The sequence below is a fragment of the Uliginosibacterium aquaticum genome (genome assembly GCF_012972705.2).
Lineage (GTDB): Bacteria > Pseudomonadota > Gammaproteobacteria > Burkholderiales > Rhodocyclaceae > Uliginosibacterium > Uliginosibacterium aquaticum.
In genome coordinates this window covers 946,955-962,575 of the sequence record NZ_JABCSC020000001.1, presented here as the reverse complement: position 1 = coordinate 962,575, position 15,621 = coordinate 946,955, and the positions used below count along the sequence as shown (strand labels likewise).

Annotated in this window: 15 protein-coding genes and 1 tRNA gene; 7 read left to right on the top strand and 9 right to left on the bottom strand. The window is 61.1% G+C overall.

Going from position 1 to position 15,621, the window contains the following annotated elements; all coding sequences use genetic code 11:
* Positions 1 to 3 precede the first annotated feature (3 nt).
* From HJ583_RS04405 to HJ583_RS04385, 5 genes are all read right to left on the bottom strand, one after another.
* The gene (locus HJ583_RS04405; protein ID WP_170020802.1) at positions 4 to 2,178 is read right to left on the bottom strand and encodes a chemotaxis protein CheA; all 2,175 of its coding nucleotides are present in this window, start codon (positions 2,176 to 2,178) and stop codon (positions 4 to 6) included.
* A gap of 2 nt (positions 2,179 to 2,180) precedes the next feature.
* Complete coding sequence (locus tag HJ583_RS04400) at positions 2,181 to 2,513, bottom strand: STAS domain-containing protein (RefSeq protein ID WP_101941336.1); 333 nt, start codon at positions 2,511 to 2,513, stop codon at positions 2,181 to 2,183.
* 14 nt (positions 2,514 to 2,527) lie between these two features.
* Complete coding sequence (locus HJ583_RS19300) at positions 2,528 to 3,820, bottom strand: methyl-accepting chemotaxis protein (protein WP_170020801.1); 1,293 nt, start codon at positions 3,818 to 3,820, stop codon at positions 2,528 to 2,530.
* Positions 3,817 to 4,182, bottom strand: a complete 366-nt coding sequence (locus HJ583_RS04390; protein WP_101941338.1) for a response regulator — start codon at positions 4,180 to 4,182, stop codon at positions 3,817 to 3,819. The genes HJ583_RS19300 and HJ583_RS04390 overlap by 4 nt, the downstream gene beginning before the upstream one ends.
* A 408-nt stretch (positions 4,183 to 4,590) precedes the next feature.
* Positions 4,591 to 5,910: a hemolysin family protein gene (locus HJ583_RS04385; RefSeq protein WP_170020800.1), complete on the bottom strand. Its 1,320-nt coding sequence runs from the start codon at positions 5,908 to 5,910 to the stop codon at positions 4,591 to 4,593.
* Positions 5,911 to 6,121: 211 nt separating this feature from the next.
* Between HJ583_RS04385 and HJ583_RS04380 the strand changes: the two genes are divergently transcribed.
* Positions 6,122 to 6,406 (top strand): hypothetical protein, encoded by a 285-nt coding sequence (locus tag HJ583_RS04380; RefSeq protein WP_170020799.1) that lies wholly within the window; start codon positions 6,122 to 6,124, stop codon positions 6,404 to 6,406.
* 169 nt (positions 6,407 to 6,575) lie between these two features.
* On the opposite strand, the gene HJ583_RS04375 is transcribed toward HJ583_RS04380, so the two are convergent.
* Positions 6,576 to 6,652: transfer RNA gene (locus HJ583_RS04375), tRNA-Pro, on the bottom strand.
* Positions 6,653 to 6,680: 28 nt separating this feature from the next.
* Complete coding sequence (locus HJ583_RS04370) at positions 6,681 to 7,610, bottom strand: polyprenyl synthetase family protein (protein WP_328824851.1); 930 nt, start codon at positions 7,608 to 7,610, stop codon at positions 6,681 to 6,683.
* A gap of 186 nt (positions 7,611 to 7,796) precedes the next feature.
* Between HJ583_RS04370 and rplU the strand changes: the two genes are divergently transcribed.
* The 4 genes from rplU (at position 7,797) to proB (ending at position 10,815) form a co-directional block, all read left to right on the top strand.
* A complete protein-coding gene (gene rplU / locus HJ583_RS04365) occupies positions 7,797 to 8,108 on the top strand; it encodes a 50S ribosomal protein L21 (protein WP_101941347.1) in 312 nt (103 codons plus the stop codon).
* Between the two features lie 17 nt (positions 8,109 to 8,125).
* A complete protein-coding gene (rpmA, locus tag HJ583_RS04360; RefSeq protein ID WP_101941348.1) occupies positions 8,126 to 8,392 on the top strand; it encodes a 50S ribosomal protein L27 in 267 nt (88 codons plus the stop codon).
* Between the two features lie 76 nt (positions 8,393 to 8,468).
* Positions 8,469 to 9,614 carry an Obg family GTPase CgtA gene (gene cgtA, locus HJ583_RS04355; protein WP_101941349.1) on the top strand — a complete coding sequence of 382 codons (1,146 nt, stop codon included), beginning with the start codon at positions 8,469 to 8,471 and terminating at the stop codon, positions 9,612 to 9,614.
* Positions 9,615 to 9,699: 85 nt separating this feature from the next.
* On the top strand, positions 9,700 to 10,815 hold the full coding sequence (gene proB / locus HJ583_RS04350; RefSeq protein ID WP_170020796.1) for a glutamate 5-kinase: 1,116 nt from the start codon (positions 9,700 to 9,702) through the stop codon (positions 10,813 to 10,815).
* A gap of 58 nt (positions 10,816 to 10,873) precedes the next feature.
* Here the strand turns inward: proB and aroG are convergent, their stop codons facing one another.
* Positions 10,874 to 11,956 carry a 3-deoxy-7-phosphoheptulonate synthase AroG gene (gene aroG, locus HJ583_RS04345; protein WP_170020794.1) on the bottom strand — a complete coding sequence of 361 codons (1,083 nt, stop codon included), beginning with the start codon at positions 11,954 to 11,956 and terminating at the stop codon, positions 10,874 to 10,876.
* A gap of 204 nt (positions 11,957 to 12,160) precedes the next feature.
* Here aroG and HJ583_RS04340 point away from each other — a divergent pair, with 204 nt between their 5' ends.
* A complete protein-coding gene (locus HJ583_RS04340) occupies positions 12,161 to 13,600 on the top strand; it encodes a S41 family peptidase (RefSeq protein ID WP_170020792.1) in 1,440 nt (479 codons plus the stop codon).
* Positions 13,601 to 13,653: 53 nt separating this feature from the next.
* On the opposite strand, the gene pap is transcribed toward HJ583_RS04340, so the two are convergent.
* On the bottom strand, positions 13,654 to 15,135 hold the full coding sequence (gene pap / locus HJ583_RS04335; RefSeq protein ID WP_170020789.1) for a polyphosphate:AMP phosphotransferase: 1,482 nt from the start codon (positions 15,133 to 15,135) through the stop codon (positions 13,654 to 13,656).
* 87 nt (positions 15,136 to 15,222) lie between these two features.
* Here pap and HJ583_RS04330 point away from each other — a divergent pair, with 87 nt between their 5' ends.
* Positions 15,223 to 15,621, top strand: a complete 399-nt coding sequence (locus HJ583_RS04330; protein WP_170020787.1) for a DUF2946 family protein — start codon at positions 15,223 to 15,225, stop codon at positions 15,619 to 15,621.

Here is a 15,621-nt window from a genome sequence, read left to right as displayed (position 1 = left end):
ACGTCAGGCACTGGCCGGGCTGGCCGTGCGCTGGGCGCGCTCCTGATCGGCGGCAAGCGCGATCAGGGCCGGTACATCCAGGATGAGGGCGACTTCGCCGCCCCCGAGAATCGTCGAGCCGGCCACCCCGCGCAGGTGACGGAAGATGCGCCCGAGCGGCTTGATGACGGTCTGGAACTCGCCCATCAGCTCATCCACCACCAGGCCGGCTTTCTGCGCACCGTAGCGCACCACCACTACGTTTTCGCGGCGCCCGGCAAGCCCGCCAAGCTCTAGGAATTCGCGCAAGCGGATGCACGGCAGCACTTCACCGCGCAGGTTGATGTAGCGGCTGCCGGCCTTGTCGGCCGACAGTTCGATGCACTCCTCGACCATGTCCAGCGGCACCACGTAGGCTGCGCCGGAGACGCCCATCAGGAAGCCATCGATGATGGCCAGGGTGAGCGGCAAACGGATGCGGAACAGGCTGCCGACACCTTCACTGCTCTCAACCTCCACCGTGCCACGCAGGGATTCGATGCCACGTTTGACCACGTCCATGCCGACCCCGCGACCAGAGAGCTTGCTCACCTGATCTGCGGTGGAAAAACCAGGCTCGAAAATGAGGCGATAGATGTCCTGGTCGGGAAGCTCGGCGCCGGCTGCGATCAGGCCACGCTCGATCGCCTTGGCGCAGATCCGCTCCCGGTTGAGGCCGCCGCCATCGTCCGAGATCTCGATCACGATGCTGCCTGACTCGTGATAGGCGTTCAGCCCCACCGTGCCACGCTCGGGCTTGCCACGCGCACGCCGCACATCCGGGGCTTCGATGCCATGATCGATCGCGTTGCGCACGAGGTGCATCAGCGGGTCGCCGATCTTGTCGACCACGCTCTTATCGAGCTCGGTTTCCTCACCCGAGATGCGCAACTCGATGTTCTTGTCCAGCTCCTTGGCCACATCACGCACCACACGCTGGAAGCGGGTGAATACCTCGCCGATCTGCACCATGCGCAGACGCAAGGCGCTCTCACGCACTTCCTCGACCAGACTGGAGATGGTGGCGGTGGCTTCGAACAGGGCGCTGTTGCGGGTGCGCTGGGCCACCATCGCAGCGGCCGATCCGGCAATCACGAGTTCGCCAACAAGGTTGATGAGATGATCAAGCTTGTCTGCTGGCACACGGATCAGCTGGGCTTCAGCAGCACGCTTCTCTTGCGCCTTAACCTGCTTCACAGCGGCAGCCTCGACGATCTCTTTCTGCACCACCTGCTGGCTGACGAGAATTTCTCCCAGCGGTTGCGGCGCTGTTTCCCGCGGCTCACCGGCACTCTCTTCGCGGCTCTGGATCTGCAGGCTGTCGAGCAGCTCCTGACGAGTGATGGCCCCGGCCGCCACCAGGATCTCGCCGATCCGCAGATTGTCTTCTGGCAGACTCATGACCAGCTCGATGTAGTCGGCCAGTTTGCTGTCCGGCGGCAGGATGTGGAGCAAGCAGCTGTCACGCACGAACTCGAATACGCGCTCGATCTTTTCCTTGCTGGTGTCGGCACGAAAATCAATCTCGCAGCCCAGATAACAGGATTCGGGATCCATGCTGGCCGCGGCCGGAATCGCATCCACCAGCGTAGTGATATGCACGATCTCGCCGAAGCTGGCGAGGTAGCGGATGAATGACAGCGGATCCATGCCTTCACGCAGCACGTTCTCACCGAAACGGATCGAGATGTGCCAGCAATCGTGGCCGATCAGACTGCCCGTACCCTGCTGCAGCGGCAGTTGCACGGCAGCATTGGCCGCGGCGGCCTCCGACTGACCGCTGATCTGGCGCATGCGGGCCAGCAGTTCGGCACCGATGGCGTCCATGTCTGCCGAAGGATTGGCGGTGTGGTCCGGGATCAAGGGCAACAGGGCGCGCAAGTGATCCACGCTGCCAAAGAGCGTATCGAGCAGCTCGGGCGAGATCGCCAGACGCCCCTCGCGCACATCGTCGAGCGCGTTTTCAAGCACATGCGAAAAACGCTCGATGAAGCCACATTCGATGATGCCGGCGCCGCCCTTGATGGTGTGCACCGCGCGAAAGATGGCATTGATCAGATCCGCGTTGAGCGGATCGTTCTCGAGCGCAAGCAGGCTCTCGTCGAGCAGCGCCAGCAATTCCGTGCATTCGGCCATGAAGGCCTCGCGGACCGGATCCATGTTCAGGCCTCCCGGGCCGCTGCGGCCCTGTGTGAATCAGCGTGCATCAGCATCGGGTCGCCAAACCAGCGGGCGAGGCCAAGCAGATCGAACACTTCCTGCACCTCGGCGCTGTGAGCCACGATGGCCAGATGGCGCTGGCGACGCTGCGCTTCGCGCTTGGCCAGCACCAGCACCTGTAAACCAGCACTATCGAGTTCATCCACACGCGAAAGATCAAGCTCCAGCAACTCGGTTTCTTCCAGCCGCTGCAGGAGCTGGGCCTTAAGCTCACCCGCGTTGTAGATCGTGATGCCGCCCACCGGCGTCATCTGCTGCGTTCCACTTCCAGGCATGCCACTCTCCTCGCTCAGAACAGCTCGACCTTGGGGCCACCACCACCAGCAGCGGGCGAATTGCCCAGAGCCGAAGCATGGGCATCGCGCTGCTCATCCATCACGTAGTTCGAAAACATGTCGTCCAGGGTGTCGGCCAGTGGCACCAGCGTAGGTGCCTCGGCACAGGCCGGATCGAGCACGCCGGCCATCTGTTCCAGGTGTGCGCCCAACTTGCCGATCGCCGCCAGCACGTGTTCGACCTGCTGACGCGTCACGTCCTGAAACTGGATATCGGCCATCACATCCATGAAGGTGCGGGTCAGCGCCTCGCTGGTGGTGCGCAGTTGCTCCACCGTCTCCCCTTCGCGCATCACGAAATAGCCGTAGCGCGCGCCCATCTCGATGAGCTGACCAGAGAACTCCTCCAGCGTCTCGACTTCTTCCTTCTGCACGTCATGTGCCATGCGCTGGGCGAATTGCTCTTCGACACGGGAGGCCACTTTCAGGATGCCCTCGCGAATCTGCACGACCGCGTGCTCGGTCTGCACCGAGAGCTTGCGTACCTCATCGGCGACCACCGCGAAGCCACGCCCCGCCTCGCCGGCCCGCGCGGCTTCAATCGCCGCATTCAAGGCAAGCAGATTGGTTTGGCCAGCCACATGCTTGATCAGATCCACGAGAGATTCCAGCGAGCGCGCATCGGCGACAATTTCCGAGATGCGGCGATGCTCGTCCTCGCTATCTGTCACCCGATCAGCGATATAGCGCTGCATTTCCTCGACCCGCCGGGTGTTCTTCTCGAGCCCGGCACGCGAGTTCTCCATCATCATTTCGGATTGCTGGTTGAAGGCGCCGATGTAATCGTTCATTTCAGTCAGGTGTTCGTCCACCTTCTGCAGGCGCTCCATGATGCGCAGCGCGGCCGCCTCGGTTGCCACCGTTACCGCCCCCAGTTGCTTGTGCACCACCCCCTGGAAAGCAGGAAACCCCAGCAGCTCTTCACGCACCGGGTGCACCCGGCGCTGCCAGACACTATGAAAGTCCCCCTCGACCTGCTCTCCCTGAGCCGCTAGGCCAAAGGCCGGGTCGCGAAAAAGCAGGAGCGAAGCAATAAACTGCACCGCAAACGCACACAGCACGGCGCCCTCCACCGCCAGCAACGCAGCCCCACGCGGACTTAGCCCGAACCAGTCCTGCAGGCGCGGGTTGAACCAGTCAAAGCCCAGCCAGGCCAGAAAGCCGATCACCGCTGCCGTGCCCAGCGACACCAGGGACACGCGCAGGATGAAACAGCGATGGCAGTTGAGTGGCTGCGGGGTGTTCATTTCATGACCAGCTTGATGGTGCCGAGCAGTTCGTCAGCCGTCACGGGCTTCACCAGCCAGCCCGAAGCGCCGGCGGCCTTGGCCTCGGCACGCTTGGACTGCTGCGACTCGGTGGTCAGAAACAGGATCGGTACGAACTTGAAGAGGGGCAACTGGCGCACGGCACGGATGAACTCAAGTCCGTTCATACCCGGCATGTTCAGATCGGTGATGACCAGATTGGGCTTCAGACCCGAGTTGAGCTTGCCCAATGCTTCGTCGCCTGAAGCAGCCTTGCTGACTTCATAACCCGCCTTGGCCAGGATGCTGGACGTACTCAGCAGCACGGTTGCCGAATCGTCCACCAGCAGGATCGACTTCATGATGTCCCCCGTTGAGCTTCACCGGATCGGGCGGACAGATGCGCCCGGTCTCCTGAAACCTATCGGCAAGGCGTCCGGCGACTGAAGAGGGTTTGTTACTTTTTGAGTCTGAAGCCGAAAGACTTGCCCATCAGGACAGTTAGAAGCTGTTCACGATTTGTAGCGAGAGGCCGTCAGCAGGGGCGAGACAGGGTTTAGCAGAGCCTGCTCTGCGCTGCCGCAGCCGGTTTGCTGTGCAAAGCAACCGTGGCAGAACAGGAACCGGAGTTGATGTTGATAAATGAGGATTCCGAGCAGCGCATAAGCCCGGATCAGAGCCTCGCCGTAAGATCGTGAACAGCTTCTTAAAGCGCAAAAGAAATGGGCCGCCCCGCAGGGCAGCCCTTGTTCAGTCCTGCGGTACGGCACTCAGTCCTTGCTGGCCGCCAGCAGCGCACGCAGATCCGGCTCCTGAATGGTCAGCAGAAGCTTGTCGACGCGATGCCGATCCATATCTACGACTTCAAACCGCATCCCCATGCATTCGAAGTGGTCTGCGACGCGCGGCACCCGGCCCAGCATGTGCATCACAAAGCCGCCAATGGTGTGGAAGCCGCCACTTTCACTGCCCGGTAGCTCATCCACCTCGAAGAAATCATGGAAGCGCTCCACGCTCATCGATGCCTCGATCAGCCAGCTGCCATCCTCACGACGGATCGCATCAGAATCTGGCTCCTCGTCATCGGCGGGCAATTCCCCGACGATGGAGGTAAGCACATCGGTCAGTGACACCACGCCTTCGAGCTCACCGTACTCGTCCACCACCAGCGCAAACTGCACGCGAGTCTTGCGGAAATTTTCCAGCAACTGCGAAGTCGTCACGGTCTCCGGCACATACAGCGCAGGGCGGATCGCCGACTCGACATCAAGCACTTCGCCAGACAGTGCAGGCTTGAGCAGATCAGCCACATGCAGCACGCCCAGCACGTTCTCCAGCCCGCCCCGGCACACCACCAGGCGGCCGTACTCGGTATCCGCGATCGTATTGCGCAATTCCTGCGGCTCTTCAAGATCGACGAAATGCACGTCCTTCCTGGGCGTCATGATCGTACCAATGCGCTGCTCATCGAGCCGCAACACGTTCGAAACGATCTCTTGCTCGCTCTCGTGGAACACTCCGGCCTCGGCGCCCTGCTCCATCAGCACCTTGATCTCTTCGTCGGTCACCGGTGGCTCGTCGGAGCGGCGCGCGTTGAAGGGGCGCAGGATCACGTCACCAGACACCGAAAACAACCACACCAGCGGACGCGTGGCGCGGGCCAGCCCGGACATCGGCCCGGCAATCACCGCCGCAATCGACTCAGGAGCCAGCAAAGCCAGACGCTTGGGCACCAACTCGCCAATCACCACCGACAGATAGGTGATCAACACCACCACGAAGCCCACCGAAAGTGGACGAGCGTAATGCTCAAGGGTGGAAAAGCCCGCCAGCCAATCGGCAATCGGCACCGCCAGAGCGTCTTCACCCACCACGCCGCTGAGAATGCCGATCGAAGTGATCCCCACCTGAACAGTGGATAGGAAGGAGGAGGGATCATCATGCAGGCGCAGTGCCACTTTCGCACCCAGCGAGCCTTCGTCGGCCAGCTTCTGCAGCCTCGCCTTGCGCGAGGACACAACTGCAATCTCTGCCATGGCAAAAATGCCATTCAGCACGATCAGCAGCAACAGCAGAAAAACCAGATTCATACATATCGCCGGCCTGATCCGGCGAGGTTTTCACAAGCGTCGAAGAATAGCACGCCGACCCTCCGGCCGCTTACGCCCCCTAGATTGAGCAGCCACCACCTCCGAAGCTTGTTCAGAATCAATCGGTTGCAAAAATTGACGATTACCCCTACCCGAACACAAGGGTTTACCCTAGGATTCGCCTCCCTCTATCCACGAACACTACCAGAACATGTCTTTTCACATCGAATCAACCAGTTACTGCGCAAATGGCCGAGCGCCGCGCTGGTCCTGGTGGATCCGTGGCGTGCATGGCAGCAGTCGTTATGGAATCGTCGGCACCGACGAAGATGGTGATGGTCTCTATCTCTTCATCCACCGGGGCAATCAGGCGCCCGAGCGCCAACCTCTGCTGGGACCAGAACAATTCTCGCTGGCAGGCAAGAGCTGTCGCACTGAAGCGCTCCATCAGGTTTCGCACGCCCTGAAAACGCTGGGCTGGAATCAAACCGCCTGAGCCACATACTGGAGCCGTGGCCGCCAGCCAAAGCGCCACTTCAGCCGCCTTACACAGGTCAGCGTCTCCCGGAAAGATGCCAGAGCCTTCTCAGCCCGACATAAGGCTTCACACCACACCGGAAATGAAAACGGCCGGATCAACATTTTGTTGATCCGGCCGTTGTATCTGGTCGGGGTGAGAGGATTCGAACCTCCGGCCTCTACGTCCCGAACGTAGCGCTCTACCAGGCTAAGCTACACCCCGTTTTGTTACTGCACTCCCAGCTGAAGCCTTAGTGGTTCCGGCCAACTGCGAAAGAACATAATTGTAGCAGCACTTCCTTGAAATTGGAAGGGGGAAGTTCAATCAAAAGTGCCGCAGCGGCCTCAGCCTCACGCGCGGCATGAGCGCGCGTTGCTTCGAGTGCGCCAGTCGCGTGCACAGCGGCCATCACCTCGGCAAACAACTCGCGCCCACCCTCTTCGATTGCCCGACGCACCAGCGCTGCCTCAGCAGGCTCACCATGTTGCATCACATGGATCAACGGCAGGGTCGGCTTGCCTTCAGCGAGATCATCGCCAAGATGCTTGCCGGTTTCCGCTTCATCCCCTGAATAATCCAGCACATCATCAATCAGCTGGAAGGCTGTGCCGATATGGCGGCCGAATGCGGCCAGGCGTTCCTGCCCGGCCTCATCCAGGCTGCCGAGAATGGCGCCCAGACGAGTAGCAGCCTCAAACAGGGTGGCGGTCTTGTAATGAATCACCCTCAGGTAATCCTCTACCGTCACATCTGCATTGTGTACATTGAGGAGTTGCAACACCTCCCCTTCAGCGATCACGTTGGTGGCATCAGCCAGCACGCTCATCACGCGCATGTCCTTCACCCCCACCATCATCTGAAAGGCGCGGGAATACAGGAAGTCACCCACCAAAACAGCCGCAGCGTTGCCGAACATGGCGTTCGCCGTGCTGCGGCCGCGGCGCAAATCAGACTCGTCCACCACATCGTCATGCAACAAGGTGGCGGTATGGATAAACTCCACCACTGCGGCCAATTCGTGATGATGTGTGCCGCGATAGCCCAGCGCATTAGCCACCAGCAACAACAGCGCCGGACGCATGCGCTTGCCACCGGCGCCGATAATGTACTCGGCTACCTGATTGATCAGGACGACTTCGGAAGACAGGCGCTTGCGGATGACCTGGTTGACCGCTTCCATGTCTGCGGCCACCGGCGCGTAGAGTTGTTCTAGCTGCAAGGCTTCACTCGGGGCGTTTGGGGAAAGGCGGGATGTTAGGCGGCGGCTCGCAGCAGCGTCAAGCTGAACAGAAGATACGGCTTGACTTTCCCTTTTCGAATCAACATAATCTCGCGTTTCCCACGCTCTTTGCAATTGGAGTTCCACATGTACGCGGTCATAAAAACCGGGGGCAAGCAGTATCGCGTTGCCGCTGGCGAAAAAATCAAAATAGAACAGATACCGGCAGACGTTGGCACTGAAATCACGCTGGACCAGATCCTCATGGTCGGCGAAGGCGAGTCCGTTAAGATCGGCGCTCCCCTGGTTGAAGGTGCATCTGTCAAAGCTACTGTCCTGGCTCAGGGTCGTCACAAGAAGGTCGAGATCTTCAAGATGCGTCGCCGTAAGCACTACCAGAAGCATCAGGGCCACCGTCAGAATTTCACCGAAATCCGCATCGAAGCGATTTCGGCCTAAGCAGGAGCTAATACGCCATGGCACACAAAAAAGCAGGCGGCAGTTCACGTAACGGCCGCGAATCAGAAGCAAAACGACTCGGCGTCAAGCGCTACGGTGGTCAATTCGTTCTGGCTGGCAACATCATTGTTCGTCAGCGCGGCACTGAATATCACCCGGGCGAGAACGTCGGCATCGGCAAGGATCACACCCTGTTCGCACTGAAGGACGGCCACGTGAAGTTCGTGGTTAAGGGCCCGCAGCAGCGTCGCACCGTGACCATCGTTCCGGAAGCTCAGGCCTGATCAGCTTCCGCGCGATAGCAGAAAGCCCCTTCGCGCAGCGATGGGGCTTTTTCATTTTTGAGACTCAGGAAAGACCATGAAATTCTTCGACGAAGCGCGCATTGATGTCTATGCCGGCGACGGTGGCAACGGCAACGCGTCGTTCCGTCGCGAAAAATACATCCCCCGTGGCGGCCCTGACGGCGGTGACGGTGGCCGTGGCGGCAACATCTACGCCGTAGGCGACCGCAACCTGAACACCTTGGTCGACTTCCGCTACACCCGTGCCTTCCGCGCCGAGCATGGCGAAAAGGGCGGCAGCACAGACTGTTACGGCAAGGGTGGTGAAGACCTGTTCCTGAAGATGCCGGTCGGCACCGTGATCAAGAATCAGGAAACTGGTGAGCTGATCGCCGACCTGAATCAGGACGGCAAGCAGGTACTGATTGCCCAAGGCGGCAAGGGTGGCCTAGGTAACCTGCATTTCAAGAGCAGCACCAACCGTGCGCCACGCCAGAAAACCAATGGTGAGCCGGGTGAGCACTTCAAGCTTGCGCTGGAACTCAAGGTTCTGGCCGACGTCGGCCTGCTGGGCATGCCCAATGCCGGCAAGTCCACCTTCATCCGCGCTGTTTCCGCCGCCAAGCCCAAGGTTGCCGGCTATCCCTTCACCACCCTCGCCCCCAACCTCGGCGTTGTACGCACCAGTGAAGGCCGCAGCTTCGTAATTGCCGACATCCCCGGCCTGATCGAAGGCGCCTCGGAAGGGGCCGGTCTGGGCCATCGTTTCCTGCGCCACCTGCAGCGTACCCGCGTGCTGTTGCACCTCGTGGATCTGGCGCCCTTTGACCCGGAAGTCGATCCGGTGCGCGAAGCCCGTGCAATCGTTGAAGAGCTGCGCAAGTACGATGAGTCGCTGGCTGAAAAGACCCGCTGGCTGGTGCTCAACAAGCTCGACCTGATCCCGGAAGAAGAGCGCGAAGATCGCATCCGCGCCTTCCTCGATGCCTACGGTGAGCCGGAACGCTGGTTTGCCATCTCCGGCATCAGCGGCAACGGCTGCCAGCCACTGATCTTCGCCCTGCAGGACTTCATCGACGCCCTGCCGCGCTGGAGCGAAGAGGAAGAGCTGGCGGCAGTCGCCGCTGGCCCGAACGCTTACCCGATCGGCTCGGACGACGAGGAAGACGAGGATGAAGATGAGGACGATGATTACGACGGCGAGATCATCTACGCTCGCTAAGCACTCGAAATCGTAGGCTGCGCGTAGCGCAGCATCTTGCTCTCAACCCCTTGCACGAAGGTGCGCATGGCGCACCCTACACACCATGCGCAATGCCATCCGCAACGCTCGCCGTCTCGTCGTCAAAGTAGGCTCCGCCCTCGTCACCAACAACGGTGCGGGTCTTGACCTGGCTGCCATCGGCGACTGGGCGCGCCAGATTGCCGCACTGAGAACCGAAGGCCGCGAGATCGTACTGGTCTCCAGCGGCGCGATTGCGGCCGGCATGCAGCGCTTGGGCTGGAGTGAGCGGCCGGCCGAGACGCATGCCCTGCAGGCAGCCGCAGCCGTCGGCCAGATGGGCCTGGCACAGGCGTATGAGGGCGCATTCAACCAGTACGGCCTGAAAACCGCCCAGCTCCTGCTGACCCATGCCGATCTGGCCGATCGCCTGCGCTACCTGAATTCGCGCTCCACGCTGTCCACCCTGCTGGAACTGGGCGTGGTGCCAATCATCAACGAGAATGACACTGTCGTGACCGACGAAATCAAGTTCGGTGACAACGACACGCTGGGCGCACTGGTCGCCAATCTGATCGAAGCGGATGCGCTGATCATCCTGACCGACCAGAAAGGCCTGTACACCGCAGACCCGCGCAAGGATCCGGCCGCCACCCTGATCAGCGAAGGCCAGGCCGAAGACCGCAGCTATGAAGCCATGGCGGGTGGTGCCGGCAGCGGTATCTCGCGCGGCGGCATGATCACCAAGATCCGTGCGGCACAACGCGCAGCCTCTTCCGGCGCGCACACCCTGATCGCATCCGGCCGGGAAACCGATCCGCTGATTCGACTGGCTGCGGGCGAATCACTGGGCACCCTGCTCTACGCCAGCAGCACGCCGCTCGCCGCACGCAAGCAATGGCTGGCTGATCACCTGCAGCTGGCCGGCAGCTTCGTGCTGGATGAGGGGGCCGCCAGGGCGCTCAAGGGGGGGGCCAGCCTGCTGTCGATCGGCGTGACGGAAGTGCGCGGTGAATTCGGCCGCGGCGCTGCCGTAGCCTGCCTGGATCAGAGCGGGCATGAACTCGCGCGCGGTCTCAGCAATTACGCCAGCTCAGAAGCCCGGCGCATTGCACGCCACGCCAGCAACGAATTCGAACAGCTTCTGGGCTACATCGAAGAGCCCGAGCTGATCCATCGCGACAATCTGGTTCTGCGCTGAACGCCGCCCCAGAAAAAAAGGGCCGGTTTCTACCCGGCCCTTTTTTCTGCGGATCAGCTTATTCCTGAGCGGAGCGGGCGATGCGGCGCTGCCGCACACCTTCAGCCAGCGTCTCGAGCAGAGCAACCGAGTCCTCCCAGCCGATGCAAGCATCGGTGATGCTCTTGCCGTACTCAAGGGCCTTGCCCGGCACCAGATCCTGGCGCCCGGCCACGAGGTGGGATTCGCACATGATGCCGAAGATACGCTCATCGCCAGCCGCCATCTGCGCCGCAACATCCCTGCCCACTTCAATCTGGCGCTCGTACTTCTTGCTGCTGTTGGCGTGCGAGAAGTCCACCATCACTTTGGAAGCCACGCCGCTGGCGGCAAGCTCCTTGCAGGCCTTGTCGACGCTGACGGCGTCGTAATTAGGCTCCTTGCCGCCACGCAGAATCAGGTGGCAATCCTCGTTGCCGCTAGTCGACACGATGGCCGAGTGGCCCGCCTTGGTCACCGACAGGAAATGATGCGGCGCCGCAGCAGCCTTGATCGCGTCCACCGCAATTTTCACGTTGCCGTCGGTGCCGTTCTTGAAACCGACCGGACAGGACAGCCCCGACGCCAACTCACGGTGCACCTGGCTCTCGGTGGTACGTGCGCCGATCGCGCCCCACGAGATCAGGTCAGCGATGTACTGCGGGGTGATCATGTCGAGGAATTCGGTCGCCGCCGGTAGGCCCAACTCATTCACTTCCCACAACACCTTGCGCGCAAGGCGCAGGCCGTCGTTGATGCGGTAGCTGCTATCCATCCCCGGATCATTGATCAGGCCCTTCCAGCCCACCGTGGTACGCGGCTTCTCGAAATAGACGCGCATCACGATCAACAAGTCGTCCTTGAAGTATTCAGCCCGCTCCTTGAGGCGCTTGGCATACTCGACAGCAGCATTCGTGTCATGGATCGAACACGGCCCGATCACCACCAGAAGGCGATCGTCTGCGCCATGCAGGATGCGGTGGATCGCACTGCGCGCCTCGAAAGCGGTCTGGGCGGAGCGTTCGGTCGCCGGAAACTCGCGTAGCACGTGAGCAGGCGGAGCGAGCTCCTTGATTTCGCGGATGCGGACATCGTCGATGTGAAGCTGGTTGGAAGCACTCATGATGTTTCGTTCGGACAACAGGATCAGGGCCTCATTCTAGCCCGGAACCTCGCTTGAGCCCGCCTGCACAAGGCTATCGGTGCGATAAATCGCAACTTGCCCGATATCAAAGCGACCCACTGGAACAAATGACAGATGGGCAGCAGTCCGTATAATCGGCCTCAATAAATATCATCCAAAAACAAAATCCGGGGGGAAGTTGTCATGCACGCCTGTATCCGTTATCTGCCACTCATCCTGGCAACACTTGTACTCACTGCATGCGGTGGAGGTGGCGGCGGCGGCGGAGGTAGCAGCACCACCACTACAGCAACCGCCACCAGCAGCTCATCCAGCAGTACCGCGAGTACTTGCAGCAACACGGAGCAACTGAACTTCGTGCGCAATCATGTCGACAACGACTACCTGTTCTACAAGGACGCACCGCAAACAACGGCCGCCTCCTACGCAGGCCAGCCTGCCGATTTCTTCCTTGATCTCACCAGCCGCGCCCAGCCCGCCAAGGATCGCTTCAGTTTCGTGATCACCGCAGCAGAAGCTGCCGCCATGTTTCAGTCCGGCAGCGCCACCGGAGTGGGCATCGACACCCGCCGTGACAGCGCTCAGAGCCTGCGCGTAGCGCTGGTGCAGCCGGGCAGCCCGGCAGCCTTGGGCGGCCTCAAGCGTGGCGACCGGATCACCGCCATCAATGGCAGCAGTGTGAGCAGTAACCTCAGCAGCGCACAGATCAACGCGCTCTACTACGGCAAGGTGGGAGACAAGGTCAGCCTGGCCTATGTACGCCAGTCCGACGGCGCCAGCATTTCCGTCACCCTGACAGCCGCCAGCTTCAGTTCCGACCCACTACCACTGGCCTCAATACTCCCTGCAGGAAGCGCTCAAATTGGATATATGGCCTTCCACGAATTTACAAAACCTTCCGAAAACAAGCTCGCAAGCGCCATCAGCGACCTCGCCAAAGCGGGAGTCAGCGATTTGGTAGTGGACATGCGCTACAACGGCGGCGGCTATCTGGCGATTGCCGGCGAACTGGGCTACATGATCGCAGGCAGCCTGAGCCGGGATGCTAACGCGGCCGATGGTTACAAAACTTTCCAGTACCTGGTCCACAACGACAAGCGAACAAGCCGGAATTACGACTTTCACTTCACTCCTTACAAGCTGCTCGGCTCCTACGACACCGGTCTGAATGTGGCCCTGCCATCCCTGAACCTGAAGCGGGTGTATGTGCTCACCTCCTCCTCCACCTGCTCGGCCAGTGAGGCCGTGATCAATGGCCTGCGCGGCATCGATGTGGAAGTGATCACGATCGGCGGCAAGACCTGCGGCAAGCCGTATGGCATGTATGAGACCGACAACTGCGGCAATGCCTACTTCGCACTCGCCTTCAAGGGCCTCAATGCCAAGGGATTTGGTGACTACGAAGCAGGCCTGGCCGCCAACTGCACGGTGGCAGACGACTTCAGCCACGAACTGGGCAACAGCTCGGAGGCGATGCTGGCTGCAGCCCTGACCCATCGCAGCACCGGTTCATGCCCGACTACTTCGGTGGCCTTCGCCCTGCAAAGCTCGGGAAGCGTCAGTGATGCGATCGTGCAGGATGACGTGCCACTGCGTGGGCTCGGCAGCTCCATCATGCGCTGAACCCCGCCTTCGGAGATCCGGTCTGGCCGGATCTCCGAAGCGCGCAGCCCTGCTCAAGCCAGTACGCGCTCAAGCTGCTGACAGATTGCCTTGAGAATTTTCACGCGGGCAAAGCTCTTGTCATTGGCTTCCACCACGATCCACGGCGCCTTGCCGGTACTGGTGCGGTCAATCATGTCGACCGCTGCCTGCTGGTAAGCTTTCCACTTCTTGCGATTGCGCCAGTCTTCCTCGGTGATCTTGAAGCGCTTGTGCTCGATTTTCTCGCGCTCCCGAAAACGGCGCAGTTGCTCTGCCTTGTCGATCTGGAGCCAGAACTTCAACACGATGGAGCCGGCCTCGATCAGCTCATGCTCGAAGTCGTTGATCTCGGCGTAGGCGCGCAACCAGTCAGCCTCTGCGCAGAAACCTTCAATGCGCTCGACCAGCACCCGTCCATACCAGGAACGGTCGAAGATGCTAATCCGCCCCTGGCGCGGCATATGCCGCCAGAAGCGCCACAGGTAGGGCTGGGCACGCTCTTCATCGGTAGGAGCCGCCACCGGCACGATCTGGAACTGGCGCGGGTCCAGCGCAGCGGTGATGCGGCGGATGGCGCTGCCCTTGCCCGCCGCGTCCATGCCTTCAAAAGCCAGTACCAGGGAGCGACCAGCAAACTTCTTGTGACGAGAGAGTTCTGACAGGCGCCCCTGCCATTTCGCCAGTTCGCGGGCGTACTTCTTCTCTCCCAGACGCTGCCCTAGATCCAGCGCGCTCAGCACATTGCGCTCATCGATGCGTGCGGCGAGCGGTGCTGCGACCGCCAGGGGAGACTGCTGGACACCCGCGGCGAGGCGTGCCTTGAGTGCGTCCAGCAAGGCCCGGCCTACGCGCAGGTTGCGGTAATTGTCATCCGTACCATCGACAATGATCCACGGCGCAGCGGCCGTATTGGTCACACGCAGGACATGGCCGGCCACCTCCTGTAACTCGTCGTACGTTTTCATACGCGCCCACGAGAGCTTCGTTACCCGCCAGGCGGTGCGTGGATCTTTCTCGAGCCTCTCTAGACGGCGCTTCTGCCCGACCTTGCTGAGATGAAACCAGAACTTGAGCACCAGCGCACCTTCGTTCACCAGCATGGTCTCGAAACGGTTGATTTCATCCAGGCGATTGTCCAGCCCGCTGCGCGGGAGCTTGCGCGCGATACGTTCGGCAATCGGTGCCGAGTACCAGGAGCCGGAGAAAATGCCGATCCGCCCCTTGGGTGGCAACGCGCGCCAGTAACGCCACATCACGGGGCGCTCGCGTTCCTCATCAGACGGCTCGGCAAACGCCAGGGTGCTGAGAAAGCGCGGGTCCAGCCATTCATAGAGCTGGGCAATGGTTTCACCCTTGCCTGCGCCATCCACGCCGGAGATCAGCAGCACGACCGGAAATTTCCCGAGCTTGCCGAGTGCGCTCTGCGCCAGCAGCAACTCATTGCGCAACCGCGCCTCCTGCTGGCGGAAATTGTTCTTGTCGATGCGATGGCCCACTTCAGCGGATTCAAACATAGAGGTACTCCGGTAAGGATTCCGAAGCTTAGCGGCAGGAGGCAGAACCTGCTTGAGGCATAATCCGGCCAGAAACCAGAGCACGCCATGAGCCGTCGCCCCTTCATCCCCCAGCGCAATATCGTCTGGCTGGCCTTGCTGGCCATCCTCCTGCATGCCGCCCTGCCCTTTGTGCACGGCCTGCTGCAGACACCTGCGCGCGGCTTCTACACCAGCCTGTGCGCGGTAGGCAGTCCGCAGCAAACCATGTGGGTGGCGCTGGATGAGCAGACCCAACCCGCCCAGGAAAAAGAGCAGGCGCAGATGCTGCGCTGCCCGCTGTGCATGGCGGGCGCCCACCTGGCGCTCAATCCTCCGGCATATTTCACGCTGGCACTGCGTGGCGATCTGTTTCAGCCCCGGCCGCTGGCTGCCGCACAGCTGCACCTGCCAGGTTCGGCCACTGCCGCTTACCATTCGCGGGCACCGCCGGCCTTCTCCGCCTGA

What these genes read in the sequence shown, in the direction of transcription:
- HJ583_RS04405 (WP_170020802.1), bottom strand. Translation starts at nt 2,178, where the DNA reads ATGGATCCGGTCCGCGAGGCCTTCATGGCCGAATGCACGGAATTGCTG.
- HJ583_RS04400 (WP_101941336.1), bottom strand. Translation starts at nt 2,513, where the DNA reads ATGCCTGGAAGTGGAACGCAGCAGATGACGCCGGTGGGCGGCATCACG.
- HJ583_RS19300 (WP_170020801.1), bottom strand. Translation starts at nt 3,820, where the DNA reads ATGAACACCCCGCAGCCACTCAACTGCCATCGCTGTTTCATCCTGCGC.
- HJ583_RS04390 (WP_101941338.1), bottom strand. Translation starts at nt 4,182, where the DNA reads ATGAAGTCGATCCTGCTGGTGGACGATTCGGCAACCGTGCTGCTGAGT.
- HJ583_RS04385 (WP_170020800.1), bottom strand. Translation starts at nt 5,910, where the DNA reads ATGAATCTGGTTTTTCTGCTGTTGCTGCTGATCGTGCTGAATGGCATT.
- HJ583_RS04380 (WP_170020799.1), top strand. Translation starts at nt 6,122, where the DNA reads ATGTCTTTTCACATCGAATCAACCAGTTACTGCGCAAATGGCCGAGCG.
- HJ583_RS04370 (WP_328824851.1), bottom strand. Translation starts at nt 7,610, where the DNA reads ATGGAAGCGGTCAACCAGGTCATCCGCAAGCGCCTGTCTTCCGAAGTC.
- rplU (WP_101941347.1), top strand. Translation starts at nt 7,797, where the DNA reads ATGTACGCGGTCATAAAAACCGGGGGCAAGCAGTATCGCGTTGCCGCT.
- rpmA (WP_101941348.1), top strand. Translation starts at nt 8,126, where the DNA reads ATGGCACACAAAAAAGCAGGCGGCAGTTCACGTAACGGCCGCGAATCA.
- cgtA (WP_101941349.1), top strand. Translation starts at nt 8,469, where the DNA reads ATGAAATTCTTCGACGAAGCGCGCATTGATGTCTATGCCGGCGACGGT.
- proB (WP_170020796.1), top strand. Translation starts at nt 9,700, where the DNA reads ATGCGCAATGCCATCCGCAACGCTCGCCGTCTCGTCGTCAAAGTAGGC.
- aroG (WP_170020794.1), bottom strand. Translation starts at nt 11,956, where the DNA reads ATGAGTGCTTCCAACCAGCTTCACATCGACGATGTCCGCATCCGCGAA.
- HJ583_RS04340 (WP_170020792.1), top strand. Translation starts at nt 12,161, where the DNA reads ATGCACGCCTGTATCCGTTATCTGCCACTCATCCTGGCAACACTTGTA.
- pap (WP_170020789.1), bottom strand. Translation starts at nt 15,135, where the DNA reads ATGTTTGAATCCGCTGAAGTGGGCCATCGCATCGACAAGAACAATTTC.
- HJ583_RS04330 (WP_170020787.1), top strand. Translation starts at nt 15,223, where the DNA reads ATGAGCCGTCGCCCCTTCATCCCCCAGCGCAATATCGTCTGGCTGGCC.